The following is a 19,238-nucleotide window of genomic DNA, read 5'->3' as shown; positions in this document are numbered from 1 at the left end:
CGATCGCTGCGCGGCCGAGTCAACGAAAGCGTTTCCTCTATTTTCGCGCGATCGGGTGAGATCATTCACGGGTCGGCGCCGTTGCGCGGCACTCAGACGCCTCATCTTATCGGCGATGGGTGTCGTTCGTCTGTCTCTCGGTGATGGGATCCCGAACGATGACCGGGAAAAAGATCGATTCCGGTCCCCGGCGGGCGGAAACACGTTCTTCTTCGCCGTCCGACGACGCCGCAACATCCTCCTGCCGATCCATGAATATTCGGAACGGCATTCCGTTGACGCGACCGGGGTGCGGGCGGACCATCGCGGCTCCCGGGATGGCGCCGCGCGGCCGCCCGCCGATCACGTCGCCGAACGCCCCATGACCTTCGCCGTCCCGCCCCCCGACATCGTCAGCAGCCTCGCCGGACGGCTCGCCGCCCGCGCGGCCGACCACGACCGCGCGGGGACCTTCCCGCACGACTCCCTCGCGGCGCTCCGGGAGGCCGGGCTCCTGGCCCTCACCGTGCCGCGGCGTCTCGGCGGCGGCGGGGCGGGTCTCGCGCGGGCCGCCGCTCTGGTGCGGGCGCTCGGCGCCGCCGACCCGGCGACCGCCCTGGTCGTGGCGATGCAGTACCTCCAGCACGGGCTGATCCACCGCCCGGACGCCCCGTGGCCGCGCGCGCTCGCCGACGCGGTCGGCGCGGCGGCCGTGGCGCGGGGGGCGCTGATCAACGCCCTGCGGGTCGAGCCCGAACTCGGGACGCCCTCGCGGGGCGGCCTGCCGGTCACGGTCGCCCGCCGCGACGGCGCGGGCTGGCGGATCTCCGGCCACAAGATCTACGCGACTGGGTCGCCGGGGCTCGCCTACGGCCTCCTCTTCGTCCGGACCGACGAGGCGGAGCCGCGCACCGGCAACGTCCTGGTGCCGTTCGACGCGCCGGGCATCCGCATCGCGGAGACCTGGGACCATCTCGGCCTGCGCGCTTCCGGCAGCCACGACGTCTACTTCACGGACGTACCGATCCCCGGTGACCACGCCGTCGACCTGCGGCCGCCGGGCGGCTGGTCGGGGCCTGATCCCTGGCAGCAGGCCTGGAGCTGCACCCTGCTCGCCGCCCTCTACGACGGCGTGGCCCGGGCGGCGCAGGACTGGTTCACCGGCTTCCTGCGGGAACGCCGTCCCGGCAGCCTCGGGGCGCCGCTGGCGAGCCTGCCGCGTTTCCACGAGGCGGTCGGCGAGAACGAGCGTCTGCTCGCCGTCAACGCCCGCCTCGTCGCCGGACTCGCGGCCGAGGTTGACGCGGGGCACCCCCCGCCGCCGCGCGAGGCCGGCTTCGTGAAGCTCACCGCCACTGGGAATGCCATCGCGGCGGTCCAGCGCGCCGCGGAGCTGTGCGGCAATGCCGGCCTGTCCCGGGCGAACCCGCTGGAGCGGCACCTGCGCGACGTCCTGTGCGCGCGCATCCACTGGCCCCAGGCCGACGCCGTCCGCGGCGCCGCCGGCAGGGCCGCCCTCGGCGCCTGACCCCGCCCGTGACCCGGAGATCGCCCCATGAGCCTGCTTCCCCCCGATTCTGTCGAGTTCATCGGCTTCGTCGCGCCCCGCCACACCTCCGAGATCCACCCGGCGTCGGGACCGTCCATCGACCGCGAGTACCTGAAGCTCCTGGCGCAGGCGCACGAATGGGGCGGGTTCGACCGGGTGCTGGTGGCCTTCCACGCAACCACGCCGGACGCGCTCCTGCTCGCCGGGCAGGTCGCCGCCGTGACCGAGCGGCTGGGGCTGATGATCGCCCACCGCACCGGCTTCACGGCGCCGACCGTGGCGGCGCGGCAATTCGCGACCCTCGACCAGCTCACCGGCGGCCGGGTCGCGATCCACGTGATCAGCGGCGGCGACGACCGGGAACTCGCCCAGGACGGCGACCACCTCACCAAGGACGAGCGCTACGCTCGCACCCGGGAGTTCCTCGACATTGTCCGGCAGAGCTGGACCGCCACGGCGCCGTTCGACTACGCGGGCGATCACTACCGGGTGGAGCGCGGCTTCTCCGAGGTGAAGCCGGTGGACGCGATTCCGGTCTATTTCGGCGGCGCCTCGCCGGCGGCGCTGGCGGTGGCCGGCCTCCACGCCGACACCTACGCCCTCTGGGGCGAGACGCACGCGCAGGTCGCCGAGCTGATCGGCCGGGTGCGGGCGGCGGCCGCGCCCCACGGGCGGGCGCCGCGCTTCAGCCTGTCGGTCCGGCCGATCCTGGCCGAGACCGAGGCGCGCGCCTGGGAACGCGCCGAGGACATCCTGGCCCGGACCCGGGCCGTCCGGGCCGCCAAGGGCCTCGGCCCGGCGGCGACGCCGCAGAACGAGGGCTCCCGGCGACTCCTCGCGGCGGCGGCCGCGGGGCCGCGCCACGACAAGCGCCTGTTCACCGCCATCGCGGCCGAGACCGGCGCGGCGGGCAACTCCACCGCCCTGGTCGGCACCCCCGAGCAGGTCGCCGACGCCCTACTCGACTATCACGACCTGGGCGTGCGGACCTTCCTGATCCGTGGCTTCGACCCGCTGGAGGACGCGCTCCAGTACGGCCGGGCGCTGCTGCCCGCCTTCCGGGACGCCCTCGGGCGCCGCGGCGCCGCCGAGGCCGCCTGATGCGCGCCGTCATCCTCGCCCTGCTGGCGCTCCTGGCGGCCCGGCCGGCGCACGCGCAGGAGGTGCTGCGGGTCGGCGACCAGCGCGGCAACGCCCGCGCGCTGATGGAGGCGGCCGGCGTGCTCGACGGGCTGCCCTACCGGCTCGACTGGAGCGAGTTCCCGGCCGCCGCGCCCCTGCTCGAGGCGCTGAACGTCGGCGCGATCGACGCGGGCGGCGTCGGCGACGCGCCCTTCACCTTCGCGGCCGCCGCCGGGGTGCCGGTGAAGGCCTTCCTGGCCTTCCGCAACCGACAGGACGGGCTCGCGATCCTGGCCCTGAGGGATTCGCCCCTCCGCACCGTGGCGGACCTGAAGGGCAGGCGCGTCGCGACGAACCGCGGCTCGATCGGCCATCAGGTGGCCCTGGCGGCGCTGGAGGAGGCGGGGCTGCCCGCCGAAAGCGTGACCTTCAGCTTCCTGCCACCGGCAGATGCCAAGATCGCCCTGGCCTCCGGGGCGGTCGACGCCTGGGCGACCTGGGAGCCCTACACGTCCACGGCGGAGCTCGCCGGCCTCGTCCGAGTGATCCGCGACGGCAACGGCATCACCCCGGGCCTGACCTTCGCGGTGGCGAGCGACGACGCGATCCGGACCAAGCGGGCGCTGCTCGCCGATTTCGGCGCACGCCTCGCCCGCGCCCGGGCCTGGGCGCTGAAGGATCCGGCGCCCTACGCGGCCGTCTGGTCGAAGCTCATCGGCCTGCCGGAGGCGGTGCCGCTGCGCTGGTTCGGCCGCGCCGCCTACCGGGCCGTCCCGATCGACGCGTCCGTCATCGCCGACGAGCAGCGCAACATCGATCTCTACGTCCGCGCCGGCCTCATCCCGAAGGCCCGCGCCCCGCGGGCCGAGGCGATCCTCGACGCGAGCGTCTCGCAAACCGCCGCCGCCGTGCAATGATGGCGCTGGAGGATCCGACATGCACGACAGCGGCGACGACCACGGCCACAGCCACGATCATGGCCACGCGCACGGTCACGCGCCTGATCACGGCCACGGGGCGTCCGAGCGCTGGAAGCACGACGGCGTGCGGGTGATCCCCGGCGACCGGCTCGACGCCAACACCGCGCAGACCCCCGGCATGTACCGGCAGGCGGCGATCAACGCCGCCCGGGTCGGCGCCCAGAAGATCTGGGCCGGCACGGTGGCGATTCAGCCCGACGCCAAGACCGGCGTGCACCACCACGGCGCACTGGAGAGCGTGATCTACGTGGTCTCGGGCCGCGCCCGGATGCGCTGGGGCGACAGGCTTGAATACGTCGCCGAGGCCGGACCGGGCGACTTCATCTTCGTGCCGCCCTTCGTGCCGCACCAGGAGATCAACGCCTCGACCGACGAGCCCCTGCACTGCGTGCTGGTGCGCTCCGACAACGAGGCGGTGGTGGTCAACCTGCCCGACGTCGAGGCCGCCGAGGCGCCCGAGACCGTGTACTGGGTCGACCCGATCCACAAGCATCCGTGAGAGACCGGAGACGACAGCGATGAGCCGGGACCGCCAGCTTCATCTCGGCGCCTTCATGCGCCCGGTCGGCATCCACACCGCGTGGTGGCGCTATCCGGGCGGCTACCCGGACGCGAACTTCAACTTCGACCATCTGGCGCATTTCGCCCGGCGGCTGGAAGCGGCGAAGTTCGACGCCTTCTTCATGGCCGACCACCTCGCGGTGATGAACATGCCCCCGGCGGCCCTGCGCCGCTCGGCCACCGTCACGTCGTTCGATCCGCTGACCCTGCTGCCGGCGCTCGCCGTGCTCACCGAGCGGATCGGCCTGATCGCCACCGCGTCGACCACCTACAACGAGCCCTACCACGTCGCCCGCAAGTTCGCCTCCCTCGACCACATCTCGAAGGGGCGGGCCGGCTGGAACCTCGTCACCTCCGGCAACCCGGACGAGGCCCTGAACTTCGGCCGCGACGCGCATCTCGAGCACGCCATCCGCTACGCCCGGGCGCGCGAGTTCTTCGACGTGGTGACCGGCTTGTGGGATTCCTTCGCCGACGACGCCTTCACGATGGATCCGCTGAGCGGCCTGTTCTTCGACCCGGCGAAGATGAACGTTCTCGATCACCGAGGGGACTTCCTGAAGGTGAAGGGCCCGCTCAACGTCGCCCGGCCGGTGCAGGGCTGGCCGGTGATCGTCCAGGCCGGCGCCTCCGAGGCCGGCAAGCAGATCGCCGCCGAGACCGCCGAGATGGTGTTCGGCGCGGGCTCGACCCTGGAGGCGGCGCGGGCCTTCTACGCCGACGTGAAGGGCCGGATGCCGGCGGCGGGGCGCGACCCGGACCAGCTCAAGATCCTGCCCGGCTGCTTCATCGTCCTGGGCGAGACGGAGGAGGAGGCGCAGGCCAAGAAGGCGCGCCTCGACGACCTCGTCCATTCCGACAGCGGCCTCGCCAACCTCTCGGTCCGTCTCGGCGTCGACGCCACCGGGTTCGACCTCGACGCGCCGCTGCCGGAGCTCCCGGAGAGCAACGCCAGCAAAAGCGGGCAGGCCCAGATCGTCGACTATGCTCGGCGCACCGGCGCGACCGTGCGGGAGCTCGCCCGCAAGGTCGGCGGCTACGGCGGCCTGCAGATGGTCGGCACGCCCGCGCAGGTGGCCGGCCGGATGGAGGAGTGGCTGGAGACGCGCGCCTGCGACGGCTTCAACGTGATGTTCCCGTTCGTGCCCGAGGGTCTCGACGACGTCGTCGACCGGCTGGTGCCGGAGCTGCAGCGGCGCGGGCTGTTCCGCCGGGACTACGCGGGGACGACGCTGCGCGACCATCTCGGCCTCGCGCGGCCGGCCAACCGCTTCTTCCCGCCGAACGCTGCACAACTCGCCTGAGTGCGGGCGGGGGCCGAACAACGCCAGGCGCTTCGGGTTGGACCACAGGTAATCCCATACGTCTGGAGGAAACCTGCATGGGTCAGTTCAACCTGCTCGGCGGGGCCGCGGCCCTGACCGCTCTCACCTTGATTCCGACCGTCTCCCTCGCCCAGGAGGGGGGCCCGTGCACGGATGCCATCGCCCAGCTGAGGCGGGACATGGGCAACCAGGTCGGGATGGGGGCGCCGGCATCCGAGCCGGATTACGGCCAGCGCAAGGGACCGGAGAACGGCGGGAGTCAGCAGACGGCCAGCGCGACGGGCAGCACGGCGAAGCCGGTCGGCACGCCCGACACGGACCGCGTCCAGAAGGGCGGCGCCTCGCGCGAGAGCGGCGGCACGCCCGGCACCGTCGGCGGGGTCTCGGGACCGGTCGGGTCCGCCAGCGGGAAGGGGCAGGCCGACGACGTCGCCAGCGGCCGGATCGCGACGTCGCCGGATGATGTCCGCCGGCAATCCGAGAACCGGCCGACGGCGGCCGCTGCGGCGGCGCAGGGCGGCGACGCCAAGGCCTCCCCGGGTCTCGCGTCGGAGGACAAGGTCTCGAAGGCCAAATCGGCCTTCCAGCGTGCCGTCGACCTCAACGCGAAGGGCGACCAGAGCTGCCGGGATGCCATCCAGGAAGCCCGCAACCTGCTACCCCATCCGGGTCGCTGAGGGTGCGACGCCGGGGCTGACACAGGTGAGTTCGCCCCGGATCGACCGGTGACATGATCGGTTCACCGGCGGCTCGCCGTCGGTGTGGCCCCACCCCGACGTTCCTCCAAAACAGCCGGGTGGGGCCACGATTCGGGAGCCGGAGAGGTCGAGCCCGGCGCCCAACCGGCGGACCCGCCACGATCGCGGAACGGCACAACGTCCACGAGCAGTTCAACGGCTGGTTCTGCCAGTCGGCGGTCAAGCTCGGCGACGGTCCGGCTACCACCGCGAAGGAGATAACGGCCTGGAAGGCCGCGCAGGCCGAGGTGCTGCGCCTTCAGGAGGAGATGGCGCAGGCCAAGGTCCGCGAGAGCGACAGGAAGCTCTGGCCTACGCGCTGGACGCCGACGTCGACTACACCCTTAGCGCTGACGGCGTGCGCTGCCGGATCGAGACGCCGGTCGCCTGAACGGGCCGAACTTCCAGTTGTTTCGCGCGGTTGTGCAACGGTCATCCCGCCATGATGGGAGGGATCAGGTCCGACCCTGTTCGCCCGCTCGCCGGATGCGGTGTCCTCGTCGTCGAGGACGGGTATCTCGTCGCCAGCGAGGTCAAGCGCTGATTGCGCAGCGCCGGGGCCGAGGTGATCGGTCCGGTTCCGCGCGCCGATCTGGTCCTGGACCTGATCGCCGAGCAGCAGCCCGACGCCGCGGTACTCGACGTGCATCTGAGTGACGGGGATACCGCCTATCCGGTCGCCACCAAGCCGAATGTGCTCGGCGTGCCGTACCTGTTCGCCACCGGCGATGTGCGGGTCTCGGGCGCCTCGGCCGGATCCCGGCGTCACATCTTGGAGAAGCCGTTCGTGGCGGCTGAGCTGGTCCGGGTCCTGTCCGAACTCGTCGCGGCCCGCTGAGGCGGCCCCGATGCGCGGGGCCGCCTCAGATCGGGCCCGGTCCGGGATGCGGGCCCATGCGGCGGCGATCGTGCTCGATGGCGAAGACATGGGCGTAGAGGTTGGCTACCCAGCCCCGGCCCTCGACCGTCAGGTCGAGGAAACGGATCCCGTCGCCGATGACGGGCTCGATCTTGCCCCAGAAGAAGGACGGGTAACGCTCCGCGAGATCGGCCGGGCTGTCGTAGCCGAGTTCCGCGTTGACGCCGATCTCGGCGAATTCATGGAACAGGGCGTTCAATTTGCGCGGGTAGAGCGGGTCGCCGAGCTGACCGATCAGGTCGGCCGCCCGCAACAGGCCGGCCTCGGTCGCGGTTTCCCGGTGCGCGTCGTCTTCCGGTACCGGGAAGCGGGTCAGCTCGATCGCCCGGATGACCCGGGCCGCGTCGACGAGATCGTGCGTGCCGAAGCGCTCCTGCACCGCCAGTTTCGAGCGCTCGACGTGGTAGGGTGCCAGCGCCGCATCCGAGGCGCCGCGGGGCAGGCTCACGGTGGTTCCCTGCGCATCGATGACGAAGGCCCGCGCCCGGTCCCCCGCGCAGACGCCGCGCACGTAGCCGATGTCGTGGTAGAGGGCGGCCAGGATCATGTGCAGCCAGTCTTCCGGCGTGATGCCCTCCTGCAGGAACCGGCCGCGCAGGATGTCCTGGGCGACCAGGGTGACGAGGGCGGTATGGTCGCCGTCATGGTAGAGGGCGTCGCTTCCGACGATCCGCTCGATTGTCAGGCGCGCCGCAGCCTCGATGATCTCGGCGTAGCGCGGCTCCCGGCTGCCGAAGGTGCGCTGGTAGGTGTGGGCCAGGTGCTCGCCGAGGGCGTCGGCGAGCATCTTGGTCGCGTCGAACATGGTGGGTCCTCGCCGTCAGCGGCGGCGGGCGGCGACGCGCCCGGCCGGGTCGTTGGAGATCACGCGGATCGCTCCCCGCGATGGACGAGCCGCTCCTCGAGATAGGCGGCCGCATCCGCGTAGAGTTCGTAGCGGCGCAGCAGCACCGCGCGCTTGCCGGGCTCCGTCACCGCCGCGAGCTTGCCGTGAGCCTTGTCGGCTCGGGTGCGCATCTTCCGGGCGAGCTTCTCGAACGCCGCGTCAATCCGCGCGCCGGCCTTCTCGCCCTCGGCCCGCGCCGGATCCGGCTCGTCCCGCGGACGCTTCGGCACGGTCCTCGTCGCTTGTCCAGCCATGACGCATCTCCGGTCGCCGTGATCGGTGGCGAAACCGTATGACGGAACGATCACGGGCGCGACACCGGATCGGCCGGCTGCGGCTCTGACCTCACATCCCTTCGCCCGGACGCTGATCGATCAGCCCGGGGCCGATGCCGCGCTGTACCCGGCCGCGCTCTGCGCCGCCATCCTGCTGGCGGAGCCGGAGTGGATCTGACCGGATCGGCCGATCGTCACGCGACTGTCACGGTTGGGGTGGCACGTCGTCGCCACGGCGAACCTCCCGGCCCTATGCCGTCACTCCGCCCGCCCGGTCCTGCCGCGGCGGGCTTTTGTCCGTTCGGCTGCCGCCGGATCCTACGTCGAAAACGGTACGCCTGCAGATCTTCCTCGGCACGACGGCCCGGATGTATCGTCAGACGATCACGCGGCGGGTGAATGGCGTGCCGCTACGGTGAACGGTTGGTTTACCCAAACCGCACAATTGCGCCGACCGCCTCGATCCTGGCGCGATCGGCCGGCGTTCTACGGGCAGTTCCACCGGAGACGTGCTGCCATGCTGATCCTGAATCCGCTGACCGGACAGATAGTCGAGGTGTGCGTGCCCCGGCCGAAGCCGAAAACCGCCTGAGCGCATCGCACGCTCGGCGGCCGATCACCGTCCCAGCACGTCCGCCGCACAGGCGGCGTGCCGTTCCAGCCTCGCTAGACACGTGATGCAGTCCGACCTCGACCGACCTGCCGAACTGACTATCTGGCCGGGCTCTGCCCCCGCCCGGGTCGCCGCGTTACACAGCTTCCCCACGCTGCGGGCTGCGCTGGCCGCCGCGGCTGCGGCGATCGACGCCGAGGATGCCAATCCCTGGATCATCACCGAGGGCGGCGACATCCTCGCCCCGGGATGGATCCGGGCGAATTCCGCGAGCGCCCGCCTGCAGTCGCGGGCCGTCAACAGATGATCTCGGGCACCCCCCGGTTGCGGCAACGGTATTCGCTGGGTGAGATCCCGTAGCTTTCTTTGAAGCGTCTGCTGAAGTGGCTCTGGGTGCTGAAACCGCAATTATAAGCCAGTTCTCCGACGGACAGATGGGCGAAGCCAGGATCGGTGAGCCGCTGCGCGGCGATCTCCAGTCGCCGCCGCCAGATCCAGTCGGCGATATTGCGGTCCTGCTCGCGGAACAGCGCCTGGAGGTGGCGCAGGGACACGCCGACGGCCGCCGCGAGCCGGGCAGGGTCGAGGTTCACGTCGCCGAGATGAGCCTCGATATGGGCCAGGGCGCGCTGGAAGATTAGGATGCCCTGAATGTTCCTGGGGGTCTCGTGGGCAAGGCGCTCCGCGATGCTCGCGACGATGAGATCGATGCCGATGGAAGACAGGCGGTTGGACATGTCCGGCGTCAGCCGGCTCGCCATACGGACCAGCTCCTGGAAGAAGGTCGTCACCATCGACGTGCCGACTTGGTCCGCGCCGATCGTCAGGGCGGTGAAGCGGCGCGTCGAGCCGAGCGCCCGTTCCAGGCACTGGCGCGGCAATTCAACGAACAGCGTCTGCGTGTCGACATCGGATCCCATCGTCGCCGGCCGCCGGTCCATCACGACGATGTCGCCGGGATGTTGGATCGCGGTGCGATCGTCCTGCGCGCAGAACACGCGGCCCTTCAGCGTGATCGCGACATTCAACGTCTCGTATTTGCCGTGCTGGCGGATCGTATTCGGGGTCGCAACGGTCGTGACGGCGCTTTGCGTGATGCGCGTCATCAGCAGGGGGCCAACCTCGGCGGCTTCCAGGGTCCCGGTGAATCCGTGTGCGGCGGCCGGGGTAAGTTCGACCGGCACGATCCGCTCGAAGACCGTCTCGCGCCAGAGGCGGAAACTGTCTTTCGGCTTGTAATCCGCCGTCGAGAACAAAGTCCTCATCGCAAGTTCTTGTATTCGTGCTTCTGCGTGCGCGCTCGGGAAAACGGTAGCACGCTCTCAGGCAAGCGCAATGGCGCAGACCAACTTATGACGGTTCTTGCCCCCTTCAGGAGACCAGAACGTGTCCGCACCAACCCCCGTCAGCCCCCAATCCAAAATCGCGCTGACTGCCGGGCTGGTCGTCGCCTATGTATCGAACAATCGGGTGCCCGCCACCGAGCTGCCGATCCTGATCGCGCATTGTCACGACGCGATCGCCGCGCTGGCGGCCGGCCGAGACGTGTCGCCGGACGCCGCGACGGATCTGCCGGTGCGGCGCGACCGGCCAAGCGCGGCGCAGATCCGTACGTCGATCCGGCCCGACGGCATCGTGAGCTTCATCGACGGGCGCCTCTACAAGACGCTCAAGCGTCACCTCACGGCCCACGGACTGCACCCGCAGAGCTATCGCGAGCGCTACGGTCTGCCGGCCGATTACCCGATGGTCGCACAGGAATATGCTGCCCGTCGGTCCGCGCTGGCGCGCTCGATCGGGCTCGGCGTGTCGAGCGACCGCGCCGCCTGACCCGACGGGCCTCGGCCGGCAGCCGCGGATTCGCTTTCGTCTCCGCTGGCGCACCGCCGTTCAGGCGGCCGCGTGCCGGTCGTTCGGCAGCAGGTCCCGGCTGGCCTGCTCGATCCGTTTCAGCCAGTCCTCGGCCGCCTCCGCCCGCAGGTTGGCAGCCTCGGCGCGCGCCTCCGCCTCCCGGACACGCGCGCCGGCCCGCGCCTCGATCGCGCGGACCTGCACGGCCGCCTGGGCCTGCGCCTCCTGCAGAAGCGCCCTCAAACTCTGGATCTCCTGCCGAGCCGCCTCCAGATCCCCAGTCAGCGCTTCGCAGGTGGTGGATTGCTGGCGCAGGCGCTGATCCTGCTCCTGGGCCGCGACGCTCGCGGCCGACAGCGTGTCCGGGACCTTGGTCCAGTCGGCCACCGGCCCCGACGGGGATTCGCAAGAGGATGCGGCTGGCGCTGCGGGGAGCGCAGCCGGTTTCGGCGCGCCGGCCGTCCCGAGCCGGTCGCTAATCACAGCGGCTGGATCTGATTGCGCGCACGCGATGCGGGCGTCGAGTTGAGCCCAGAACGCCGCGTTCATCGCCGCCGCGACGCCACGGCGCCGGTCACGAAGCCGCCCGAGCCGCCGAGGTCGGGGTACGGGTGTGCTGCACGCCGCCCGCTTGACCGCCCACTTGGCCACCCGCCTGCATCACGAACTCCGCGTCGATCGTCTCGGCGATGCGCTGGAGCATCTGCTCCGCCGCCGCGGCCCGCGCCTCTGCGGCCGCGGCTCGCTCCTCGGCGGCCTGGATCAGCTTGATGGCCTGCGCATGGACCTCGTGGGTCTCCCGCTCGGCCGCCCGTACCTGCGCCCGGGCCGCGTCCATATCAGCCCCCACCTGCCGCAGGAGGTCCTGGACGTGCGTTTCCTGCTCCTGCGCACGCTCCTCGACGTCCCGGATGTAGCGCGCCGCGCCCTGCACTCGCTCCAGCAGATCTGGCCACCGCTCGACCGGCGACGGACTCGGATTCTTGCCCTGCGGCAAGGCACGCGCGTCCGAGGCGAGCAGGACGAGGTTGCCGGCGCCGATCCGCGTCGTTGCCTCGCGGGCGCCGCAGGCGGCGGATTCGATCAGGTCCGACGCCTCGGCCTTGGAATGCTTCGTCTGTTCCATCGCGCGTCTTGCCGACAAAGTGCAGCGCATGCCTTCGGTGAGGCATCGGCGGTCGTGCCACATCGGCCGACAATGGTTAACAGTTCGTTAATATGCTCTCTAGGGTTGTTTTATTGAGAGTATACGTGCTGCCGTTGCATCTGGGACTGCCGGATCGCGGTCCTGGCTTACGGATACCGAACGGGCTGCGGGTCCTCAGGGAGCGGGATGAACTCGGCGTCGTTGGGCACGGTGTCGAACCGGCCTTGACGCCAATCCTCCTTGGCCTGCGCGATCCGCTCTGGCCGAGAGGAGACGAAGTTCCACCACAGATGGCGCGGACCATCCATCGGCTCGCCGCCCAGCACCATAAAGCGGGAGCTCTCCAGAGCGCGCACGCTGATGCGGTCGCCGGGCCGGAAGACCAGCAGCTGGCCGGGGCCGAAGCCGTCGCCGGCGATCTCGATGGCGCCCGCGACCGTGTAGATCGCCCGCTCGTCGTAGGTCGGATCGAGGGGCAGGACGGCGCCGGCCTCGAGCGCCACGTCGGCGTAGACCATCGGGCTCGAGGTCCGGACCGGCGAGCGCGCGCCGAACGCCTCGCCCGCGATCAGCCGGACGGTCTTGCCCTCGCCGGTGAGAACCGGCAGCGCGGCGGCGTCGTAATGCTCGAAGGCGGGCGCGTTCTCCTCGTCTCGGTCCGTCAGGGCGACCCAGCTCTGGATGCCGAACAACCGGGAGCCGGTCTGACGCAGCGTCGAGGCCGTGCGCTCCGAATGGGTGATGCCGCGGCCGGCCGTCATCCAGTTCAGCTCGCCCGGCCGGATCGGCAGCTCCGTGCCGAGGCTGTCGCGGTGCATGATCTCCCCGTCGAACAGGTAGGTGACGGTGGAGAGGCCGATATGCGGGTGGGGCCGCACGTCCATGCCCTGCCCGAGCAGGAACTCCGAGGGGCCCATCTGGTCGAAGAAGATGAACGGGCCGACCATCCGGCACTCGGTGGAGGGCAGCGCCCGCCGCACCGCGAAGGAGCCGAGATCGCGCGAGCGGGGCACGATCAGGGTCCGGATCGCGTCGCAGCTGAAATGGTCGCCCGGGATTGGGTCCTCGGCACTGTGCCAGCTCATCGCCTTATCTCCTTCGCGCGGCGGAGGGCGGGGCGCCATCGGCTGCCGCGGGCATCGCCCCGGAGGGTTGGGGCCGGCCGTCCAGGACCGGCCCGTCATCCGCAGGCATCTTGGACCGGGATCGTCCGGGTTGAAACAGAAACGATCGAAACGCATCGTTTCCGGTCTCAGCCTATCTGGCCTCGGCCACGCGAAGCCTGTCTACCAGACGGTCGGCTTGGGGTTGCGCTCGTCAAAACCCTTCTGGTGCCAGTACGGGTAGATCGGCGTCTCCTGGCTCGCCGCGTCGAGGTGCGCCACTTGCTCGGCCGTCAGGCTCCATCCGAGGGCGCCAAGGTTCTGCTTCAGCTGCTCCTCGGTGCGGGCGCCGACCACGATGTTGCACACGGTCGGACGGGTAAGCAGCCAGTTGAGCGCCACCTGCGCCACCGTCTTGCCGGTCTCGGCCGCCACGGCGTCGAGGGCGTCGACTACGCCGAACAGGTAATCGTCGGAGACCGGCGGCCCGCCCTCGGCACCGCCGGCGGCGATGCGGCCGCTCTGGTTGGCCTGGCCGCGGCGGATCTTGCCGGTGAGGCGGCCCCAGCCGAGCGGGCTCCAGACCATGAGGCCGACACCCTGGTCGATGCCCAGCGGCATCAGCTCCCACTCGTAGTGACGGCCGATCAGCGAATAGTAGCCCTGGTAGGCCACGTAGCGGGAAAGCCCGTGGCGCTCCGAGGTGGCGAGCGCCTTCATGAGCTGCCACCCCGAGAAGTTCGAGGCGCCGATATAGCCGATCTTGCCGGCGCGGGTGAGGTCGTCCAGCGCCCGCAGCGTCTCGTCCACGGGGGTGAGCGCGTCGAAGCCGTGCATGAAGTAGACGTCGATATGGTCGGTGCCGAGGCGCTTCAGGCTGGCCTCGCAGGCGCGGATGAGGTGGTAGCGCGAGGAGCCGACTTGGTTCAGGTCGTCGTTGAACCGGAAGGTCGCCTTGGTGGAGATCAGCGCGCGCCCGCGCTTGCCCTTCAAGGCCTGTCCCAGGATTTCCTCCGAAGCGCCCGCCGAGTAGATGTCGGCCGTGTCGAAGAAGTTAACCCCGGAATCGAGGCAGAGATCGACCATGCGGGTTGCCTCGTCGACGTCCGTCTGGCCCCAGCGCTGGAAGAATTCGTTCGTCCCGCCGAAGGTGCCGGTGCCGAAGCTGAGCACCGGCACGGTGAGGCCGGAGCGTCCGAACTGCCTGTAGTCCATCACGTCCTCATAACGATCGCGGGCGCCGCCCATCGGCGCGCCTGCGGGTCTAACACGGCGAGGCGCTCCGGCTTTCCCGGTGGTCGGTCGGCACGACGTTCCGCGGCCGTCCTCAGCGCCGCGTCCCGACGCCCTGCGTCCCGTCGCAGCGCTGGCCGGCCGCCGCGCCCGTGCGCCGATCCGGCGGCAGGGTGGCCGGCGACCCGGCCTTCTCGGCGAGGATCGCGACATTCGCCGTCATCCCCGCCGCCAGCACGATCGGGCAGGGCACGTCGTCGAGGTCGATCCGGATGGGCACCCGCTGCGCCAGCCGGACCCAGGTGAAGATCGGGTTGACCGTCGGCAGCCCCTGGACGCCGGGGGCAGCGTCGGCGACGCTGATGCCGCGGCCGAGGCCGGTTACCCGGCCCCGGATCGGACGGTCCGGCCACGCCATGAGCGAAACGCGCGCGGCGTCGCCCTCGCCGATGCGGGGGAGCTGCGTTTCCTCGAAATAGCCCTCGATCCAGAAGCTGTCGCCGTTGACCAGCGTCAGCGCCGGCTGCCCCGTGGCGGCGAACCCGCCCTCCTGCAGCAGCAGGTTGGTGACCCAGCCGTTCACGGTGGCCCGCAGGGTCGTGCGCTCCAGGTTGAGCCGCGCCTGCGCCAGCGCGCCCTCCGCCTGGACCACGTTGGCCTGGGCGGCCTGCGCCTGTCCGCTGGTCGTCTGTTTCTGCTCCGGCGTCGTGGCGAGATCGTCGAGAGCGGCGGTGCGTTGCGCGATCCCCGCGAGGTATCCGGCCTGCGCCCGAGCGCTTTCGAGGGCGCCCTCGGCCTGGGTCACGGCGTTCTTGAACGTGCCGGGGTCGATCGTGAACAGCACGTCGCCCTTGCGGACGAACTGGTTGTCGCGGACTCGGACCGCCACCACCGTCCCCGAGACCTCGGGGGCAACCTGCACGGTGTAGACGCGTACGCGTCCGTCCCGGGTCCAGGGCGTGTAGGCGTAGTAGAGGAAGGCGAGGTAGGCGAGGCCGACGGCCGATGCGAGCGCCAGCAAGGTGGCGGCGACGTTGTAGGCAGGCGGCGGCTGCCAGTCGCGCAGCGACGGTCGCGGGTTCGTGGCCATGTCACGATCCCTGGATGCGCAGGGACAGGATCAGCAGCGCCGTCACGGCGGTCAGAAGGCTGAAGTCGAGCAGGGCGCGGTTCCACACGAGGTGGTTGATGCCGATCCAGTCCAGGATCCAGCGCAGGCCCCAGGTAATCACCAGGGCGGCGAGCAGGCAGATCACCGCGGGCTCTACGAAGAGCCCCAGCACGTCGACCGCCCGCAATCCGATCACGCTTGCACCCCTGGATCGAGGTTCGGCCAGCCCGCGCGGTCGACATCCGACACGAGGGCGGCCAGCGCCCCGATGCGCTCCGCCTGGAGCGGCAAGGTCGCCCGGTCGGCGAGATCGCGCAAGGGATCCGGCACCGTCGTCGGCTCTGCCGGACGCGGCGCGACGAACCGGGCCCAGACCATACGGCCAACACGGCGGCCCTCCCGGTCGTCCGTTTCCCGCAGGGCGAGCAGCAGGAGCCCGATGACGAGCAGCCGCTCGCCGCTGCGGGCCGCTTGGTCCTCCGCCCCGATAAGGGCGAGCCGGCCGAAGCCTCGGGCGAGATAGCGGTCGAGCGGCGGCAGCAGGAACGCCGGATCGAGGGCCGCACCGCGCACCGACCGGACCAGCCGGCGACGGGCCCGCAGCCGCAGGGTCGCGGCACGCACCGGCGGAGGCAAAGCCGAGAATGCGACGGCCGCCACCGCCATCCCGAGCAGCTCGGCCAGCGCGGTGTTGAGCGAGTCTGCGAGGTCGTAGGTCATCGGGTTCTTGGGATCGAGAACGCCGAAGACGAAGAAGCCGAAGCCGATCCCGTAGATCGCGCGTTTGTCGGCCCGGCCGACCACCGCCAGCATCGCCACTGGCAGCAGCACGGCGGCCAGGAGCGCGAAGCTCCCGGTTGTCGTCAGCAGGGTGTAGCGCAGGGTGAGCCCGACCACCGCGGCGAGCAGCGCGCCGATCAGGAAGGCCCGGGACTCCGCCCGCGGATCGGCATGCGCGGCGAGCAGGACGCAGACGAGGCTCGCCCAGGTCGCGGCGCCGGCCCCGTGCGACCAGCCGGTGACGTACCAGAAGCCGTTGACGATCAGGACGGCGGCGGCGGTGCGCAGGGCGTTGTCGAAAGCGTGCCAGCCGTCCCAGTCGAGGTCGTTCCACAGGAGCAGGTGCGGGCGGAACGGTACGCGCCGCCGTCCCACCCGACCTCCGGCGCGCAGGAGCTGCGCCGAGACCCGGACGCGCCCGATCTGCCGGACGGCGATCGCCCCGCTGGCCCCGATCAGATCGGTCGAGCGCGATCCCGGACGGTCCGGCAGCAGGGCACGCAGCAGGCCCGCCGCGAGCACACGCCGCAGCCGCGGCGCGGCGTTGCGGATGCCCCGGCCGCCGGAGCGCAAGGAGGGCTGCTCGGTGAAGGTGTCGGTGACCACCTCGCCCAGCGTCATCACGGCGGCGATCGGCATCGGTCCGGGCCGCGCGCCCCGCCGCAGGGCGGCCATCCAGACGTCGCAGGCCTCCGCGGCCGCCTCGAGCCGCTCCGCCAGGGCGCGGCTGACGGCCGGGACGCCCGGAGCGACGAACACGTTCGACGCGTAGGCACAGCCGATCCCGAGCAGGATCGTCGAGCACCGGTCGACGCCGATCTGGAACACCGCCTCCGGATTCTGGACGTCGGCCAGCGCGATGATCGGCACGGTGAAGCCCATCGAGGCGAAGCCGTAGGCGCGCTGGCCGCTCTCGACGCTGGAGGCCGCGGTGAGCAGGCCCATCCACAGGGCCAGCGCAAGGTCGAAGGCCATGGTCGCCTGCGCGAAATTGGCCACCAGCGCCATCGCGACGGCGACGCCCACCAGGGTGCTGCCGGCCCGCCACAGGCTCTTGCGCAGGGAGGCCGCGCGGGTGGCGAGGGTCACCGAGATGACCGTCCAGCCAGCCCAGTGCGGCAGCGCCAGTTCGAGCCACATGGCGAGCCAGATCGCCGCGATGGCGGTGAGCGCGATGCGTAAAGCCTCGGCCGCCTCCCGCGGCCACCATGCCGCGAGCCGCTGCAGCGTGTCGGAGGGGGCGGATCGGAAGTCCGGGAGAGCGGTCTCACCGGCCATGGCGTACCTCCTCCGGGCGGGTGCTCGCGCCGGAAAATGGCGCGCCAGCGAAATGCCGGACCTGCGCCGCCTCCGTCGAGCCGAGAGCGCAGGCGGGGCGGTCCCATCGCAGTGGAGCACCATCGATCCGCACGAGCCCGTGCAGCCGGAGGGCGTGTCCCCACGCCGTGTGCTCGATCTCCGGTGCGAAGTCCCGATCCTGATACCCGCTGAAGGCGGAGCCGGGTGCGCCGCCGGCATGATCCGTGAGCAGACCTGCCGTCCGGGCCAGGGAGAGCTTCGCGGTGACGGCCTGCCCATCCCGCAGACGGGCGATGAGGCCCCGTAGGGATGCGGCTGCCATCAGGTAGCCGGTGGCGTGGTCGAGCGCCTGGACGGGCAGCGGCACCGGCCGGTCGGCCATTTTCCAGCGCTGCCCGGCCGCCGCGATGCCCGTTGCCATCTGGACGAGGCTGTCGAAGCCGCGGCGGCCGGCCCAGGGTCCGGTCCAGCCATAGGCGCAGAGCGCGACGTCGATCAGGTCCGGGTTGAGCACCCGACGGCCGGCCTCCCCGTAGCCGACCCGGTCCAAGGCGCCCGGGCGGTATCCGTGCACGAGGATATCCGCTTCGGCCAACAGGGTCTCGAACTGGCGCCGGTCGGCTGCCCGATGGAGGTCAAGTCGCGTGCAGCGCTTGCCCAGGGTGATGTCGGGCGCCAAGGACGGCTCGTTCCAGCCGGGCGGGTCGATCCGCAGGACTTCGGCACCCAGTCCCGCCAGGAAGCGCGTGGCCACCGGACCCGCCAGGATGCGGGTCAGGTCGAGGACCCGGATCCCCGCGAGGGGTCGGGCCGGGTCCGGGCGCCATAGCGACGGGCGGTGGCCGGACATCGCCGCGATCGACACCAGAGGTTCGACGCGGACCGCTTGGCCCTGGTCCAGCCTCTGCCACGCCTCCGGGCTGCGCATCGCAGCGGCGCAACCGCCCGCGCGCAGGATCGCGGCTTCCAGGGGCTCGGCCGCCTTCCCCGCCAATGCGGCCGCGACGGTGTCCCGTTCGCCCGGACAGTCGAGGACCGCGAGGGCGGCGGCGCGGTGGTGGGGCGCGTTGGTGTGCAGTCGGATCCAGCCATCCGCTGTCCGGTAGTCGCCGGCGATCGGATCCCAGGCAGCCGGTATCGTCCAGCCGCACGGTCGCAGCGACGTCCCGAACCACGCCGAGGCCAAGTGCCGGTCCACCCTTACGTCAGGCGCGTGTCCGAACAGGCCCAGGAGCTCGGAGACGGCGAGGCCGGCGGCACCGATTGCCGCCGTCGCCAGCGCGGTGACCGGGAAGCAGGATGGCAGATTCTCCGCGCCGGTAACCGTCAGCCGTTCCCCGGCATCGGGCGGGAGCGCCAGGGCTGCCAGCACCTCCGAGAGGATCGACGGCAGGGCGTCACCGGCGGCGTGTCGTTCGAGCATGGTCGCGGCCCTCGAAGGGTGCGCGCACCCTGCCGGCCGTCGGCGGATCAATCAATCTTGATCCAACTGATCAACATGACGGACTGGCTGGACCGCGCCAAAGTCCTCGACGCTCGACTTCGCGCTCACGGCCCCGATCCGCAAGGCGTCCCTACCGCGGAGCGCGCCCTTCACGGTCCTCATGCTCGAACGGAGCCGGGGCTGGGCGGGGCACGTCATGGAGCAGGGTTGCCAGGGCATCATGATCCGTCCGCGGGCTCGGTACGAGGGGCGGCGGATCCGCGCGGCGGAGCCCGGCTGATCGACCCCGGCCCCCGCCGAAGGGCCGGCCCCGATGCGCGTCGC

At 71.2% G+C, this 19,238-nt stretch carries 21 protein-coding genes; 10 read left to right on the top strand and 11 right to left on the bottom strand.

From position 1 onward, the window contains the following. Nucleotides 1–361 precede the first annotated feature (361 nt). The 7 genes from CIW48_RS03620 to CIW48_RS03585 all read left to right on the top strand — a co-directional run bounded on the left by CIW48_RS03620 (nt 362) and on the right by CIW48_RS03585 (nt 7,091). Entirely contained in the window at nt 362–1,507 is a 1,146-nt protein-coding gene (locus tag CIW48_RS03620; protein WP_149309128.1) for an acyl-CoA dehydrogenase, read from the top strand. A gap of 27 nt (nt 1,508–1,534) precedes the next feature. Next, entirely contained in the window at nt 1,535–2,629 is a 1,095-nt protein-coding gene (locus CIW48_RS03615; RefSeq protein ID WP_149309126.1) for an LLM class flavin-dependent oxidoreductase, read from the top strand. Then, entirely contained in the window at nt 2,629–3,567 is a 939-nt protein-coding gene (locus tag CIW48_RS03610; protein WP_149309124.1) for an ABC transporter substrate-binding protein, read from the top strand. The genes CIW48_RS03615 and CIW48_RS03610 overlap by 1 nt, the downstream gene beginning before the upstream one ends. 19 nt (nt 3,568–3,586) lie before the next feature. Beyond that, the gene (locus tag CIW48_RS03605; protein WP_149309122.1) at nt 3,587–4,129 is read left to right on the top strand and encodes a cupin domain-containing protein; all 543 of its coding nucleotides are present in this window, start codon (nt 3,587–3,589) and stop codon (nt 4,127–4,129) included. A gap of 19 nt (nt 4,130–4,148) precedes the next feature. Then, nucleotides 4,149–5,495 carry an LLM class flavin-dependent oxidoreductase gene (locus tag CIW48_RS03600; RefSeq protein WP_149309120.1) on the top strand — a complete coding sequence of 449 codons (1,347 nt, stop codon included), beginning with the start codon at nt 4,149–4,151 and terminating at the stop codon, nt 5,493–5,495. 77 nt (nt 5,496–5,572) lie between these two features. After that, complete coding sequence (locus tag CIW48_RS03595; RefSeq protein ID WP_149309118.1) at nt 5,573–6,193, top strand: hypothetical protein; 621 nt, start codon at nt 5,573–5,575, stop codon at nt 6,191–6,193. Between the two features lie 604 nt (nt 6,194–6,797). Beyond that, nucleotides 6,798–7,091: a response regulator gene (locus CIW48_RS03585; RefSeq protein ID WP_246695112.1), complete on the top strand. Its 294-nt coding sequence runs from the start codon at nt 6,798–6,800 to the stop codon at nt 7,089–7,091. Between the two features lie 25 nt (nt 7,092–7,116). Here the strand turns inward: CIW48_RS03585 and CIW48_RS03580 are convergent, their stop codons facing one another. Both CIW48_RS03580 and CIW48_RS03575 read right to left on the bottom strand, forming a co-directional pair. After that, the gene (locus CIW48_RS03580) at nt 7,117–7,977 is read right to left on the bottom strand and encodes a metal-dependent phosphohydrolase (RefSeq protein ID WP_091775460.1); all 861 of its coding nucleotides are present in this window, start codon (nt 7,975–7,977) and stop codon (nt 7,117–7,119) included. 59 nt (nt 7,978–8,036) lie between these two features. Beyond that, on the bottom strand, nt 8,037–8,312 hold the full coding sequence (locus CIW48_RS03575; protein ID WP_149309116.1) for a hypothetical protein: 276 nt from the start codon (nt 8,310–8,312) through the stop codon (nt 8,037–8,039). A 25-nt stretch (nt 8,313–8,337) separates the two neighbouring features. Here CIW48_RS03575 and CIW48_RS33100 point away from each other — a divergent pair, with 25 nt between their 5' ends. After that, nucleotides 8,338–8,511: a hypothetical protein gene (locus CIW48_RS33100; protein ID WP_173009168.1), complete on the top strand. Its 174-nt coding sequence runs from the start codon at nt 8,338–8,340 to the stop codon at nt 8,509–8,511. A gap of 496 nt (nt 8,512–9,007) precedes the next feature. Next, complete coding sequence (locus CIW48_RS03570; protein WP_149309114.1) at nt 9,008–9,253, top strand: hypothetical protein; 246 nt, start codon at nt 9,008–9,010, stop codon at nt 9,251–9,253. Here CIW48_RS03570 and CIW48_RS03565 read toward each other — a convergent pair. Continuing rightward, the gene (locus tag CIW48_RS03565) at nt 9,243–10,211 is read right to left on the bottom strand and encodes a helix-turn-helix domain-containing protein (RefSeq protein WP_149309112.1); all 969 of its coding nucleotides are present in this window, start codon (nt 10,209–10,211) and stop codon (nt 9,243–9,245) included. The genes CIW48_RS03570 and CIW48_RS03565 overlap by 11 nt on opposite strands. A 121-nt stretch (nt 10,212–10,332) precedes the next feature. Between CIW48_RS03565 and CIW48_RS03560 the strand changes: the two genes are divergently transcribed. Continuing rightward, entirely contained in the window at nt 10,333–10,776 is a 444-nt protein-coding gene (locus CIW48_RS03560) for a MucR family transcriptional regulator (RefSeq protein ID WP_149309110.1), read from the top strand. Between the two features lie 60 nt (nt 10,777–10,836). Here the strand turns inward: CIW48_RS03560 and CIW48_RS03555 are convergent, their stop codons facing one another. The 8 genes from CIW48_RS03555 to CIW48_RS03520 all read right to left on the bottom strand — a co-directional run bounded on the left by CIW48_RS03555 (nt 10,837) and on the right by CIW48_RS03520 (nt 18,893). Next, entirely contained in the window at nt 10,837–11,184 is a 348-nt protein-coding gene (locus CIW48_RS03555) for a hypothetical protein (protein ID WP_246695111.1), read from the bottom strand. Nucleotides 11,185–11,371: 187 nt separating this feature from the next. Beyond that, nucleotides 11,372–11,923, bottom strand: coding sequence for a hypothetical protein (locus CIW48_RS03550; RefSeq protein WP_149309106.1), 552 nt, complete (start codon nt 11,921–11,923; stop codon nt 11,372–11,374). Between the two features lie 167 nt (nt 11,924–12,090). Next, nucleotides 12,091–13,029: a pirin family protein gene (locus tag CIW48_RS03545; RefSeq protein WP_149309104.1), complete on the bottom strand. Its 939-nt coding sequence runs from the start codon at nt 13,027–13,029 to the stop codon at nt 12,091–12,093. Nucleotides 13,030–13,230: 201 nt separating this feature from the next. After that, entirely contained in the window at nt 13,231–14,262 is a 1,032-nt protein-coding gene (locus CIW48_RS03540) for an aldo/keto reductase (protein WP_149309102.1), read from the bottom strand. A gap of 112 nt (nt 14,263–14,374) precedes the next feature. Then, nucleotides 14,375–15,370, bottom strand: a complete 996-nt coding sequence (locus CIW48_RS03535) for an HlyD family secretion protein (RefSeq protein ID WP_149309100.1) — start codon at nt 15,368–15,370, stop codon at nt 14,375–14,377. Nucleotide 15,371: 1 nt separating this feature from the next. After that, entirely contained in the window at nt 15,372–15,587 is a 216-nt protein-coding gene (locus tag CIW48_RS03530) for a DUF1656 domain-containing protein (RefSeq protein ID WP_149309098.1), read from the bottom strand. Then, a complete protein-coding gene (locus CIW48_RS03525) occupies nt 15,584–17,449 on the bottom strand; it encodes an FUSC family protein (protein ID WP_149309096.1) in 1,866 nt (621 codons plus the stop codon). The genes CIW48_RS03530 and CIW48_RS03525 overlap by 4 nt, the downstream gene beginning before the upstream one ends. Next, nucleotides 17,439–18,893, bottom strand: a complete 1,455-nt coding sequence (locus CIW48_RS03520) for a CoA transferase (RefSeq protein WP_149309094.1) — start codon at nt 18,891–18,893, stop codon at nt 17,439–17,441. The genes CIW48_RS03525 and CIW48_RS03520 overlap by 11 nt, the downstream gene beginning before the upstream one ends. Nucleotides 18,894–19,238 lie beyond the last annotated feature (345 nt).

The organism is Methylobacterium sp. P1-11, assembly GCF_008329595.1.
Taxonomy (GTDB): Bacteria; Pseudomonadota; Alphaproteobacteria; order Rhizobiales; family Beijerinckiaceae; genus Methylobacterium.
The sequence above is the reverse complement of the archived record's forward strand: the minus strand, read 5'-3'. Positions and strand labels throughout refer to the sequence as shown.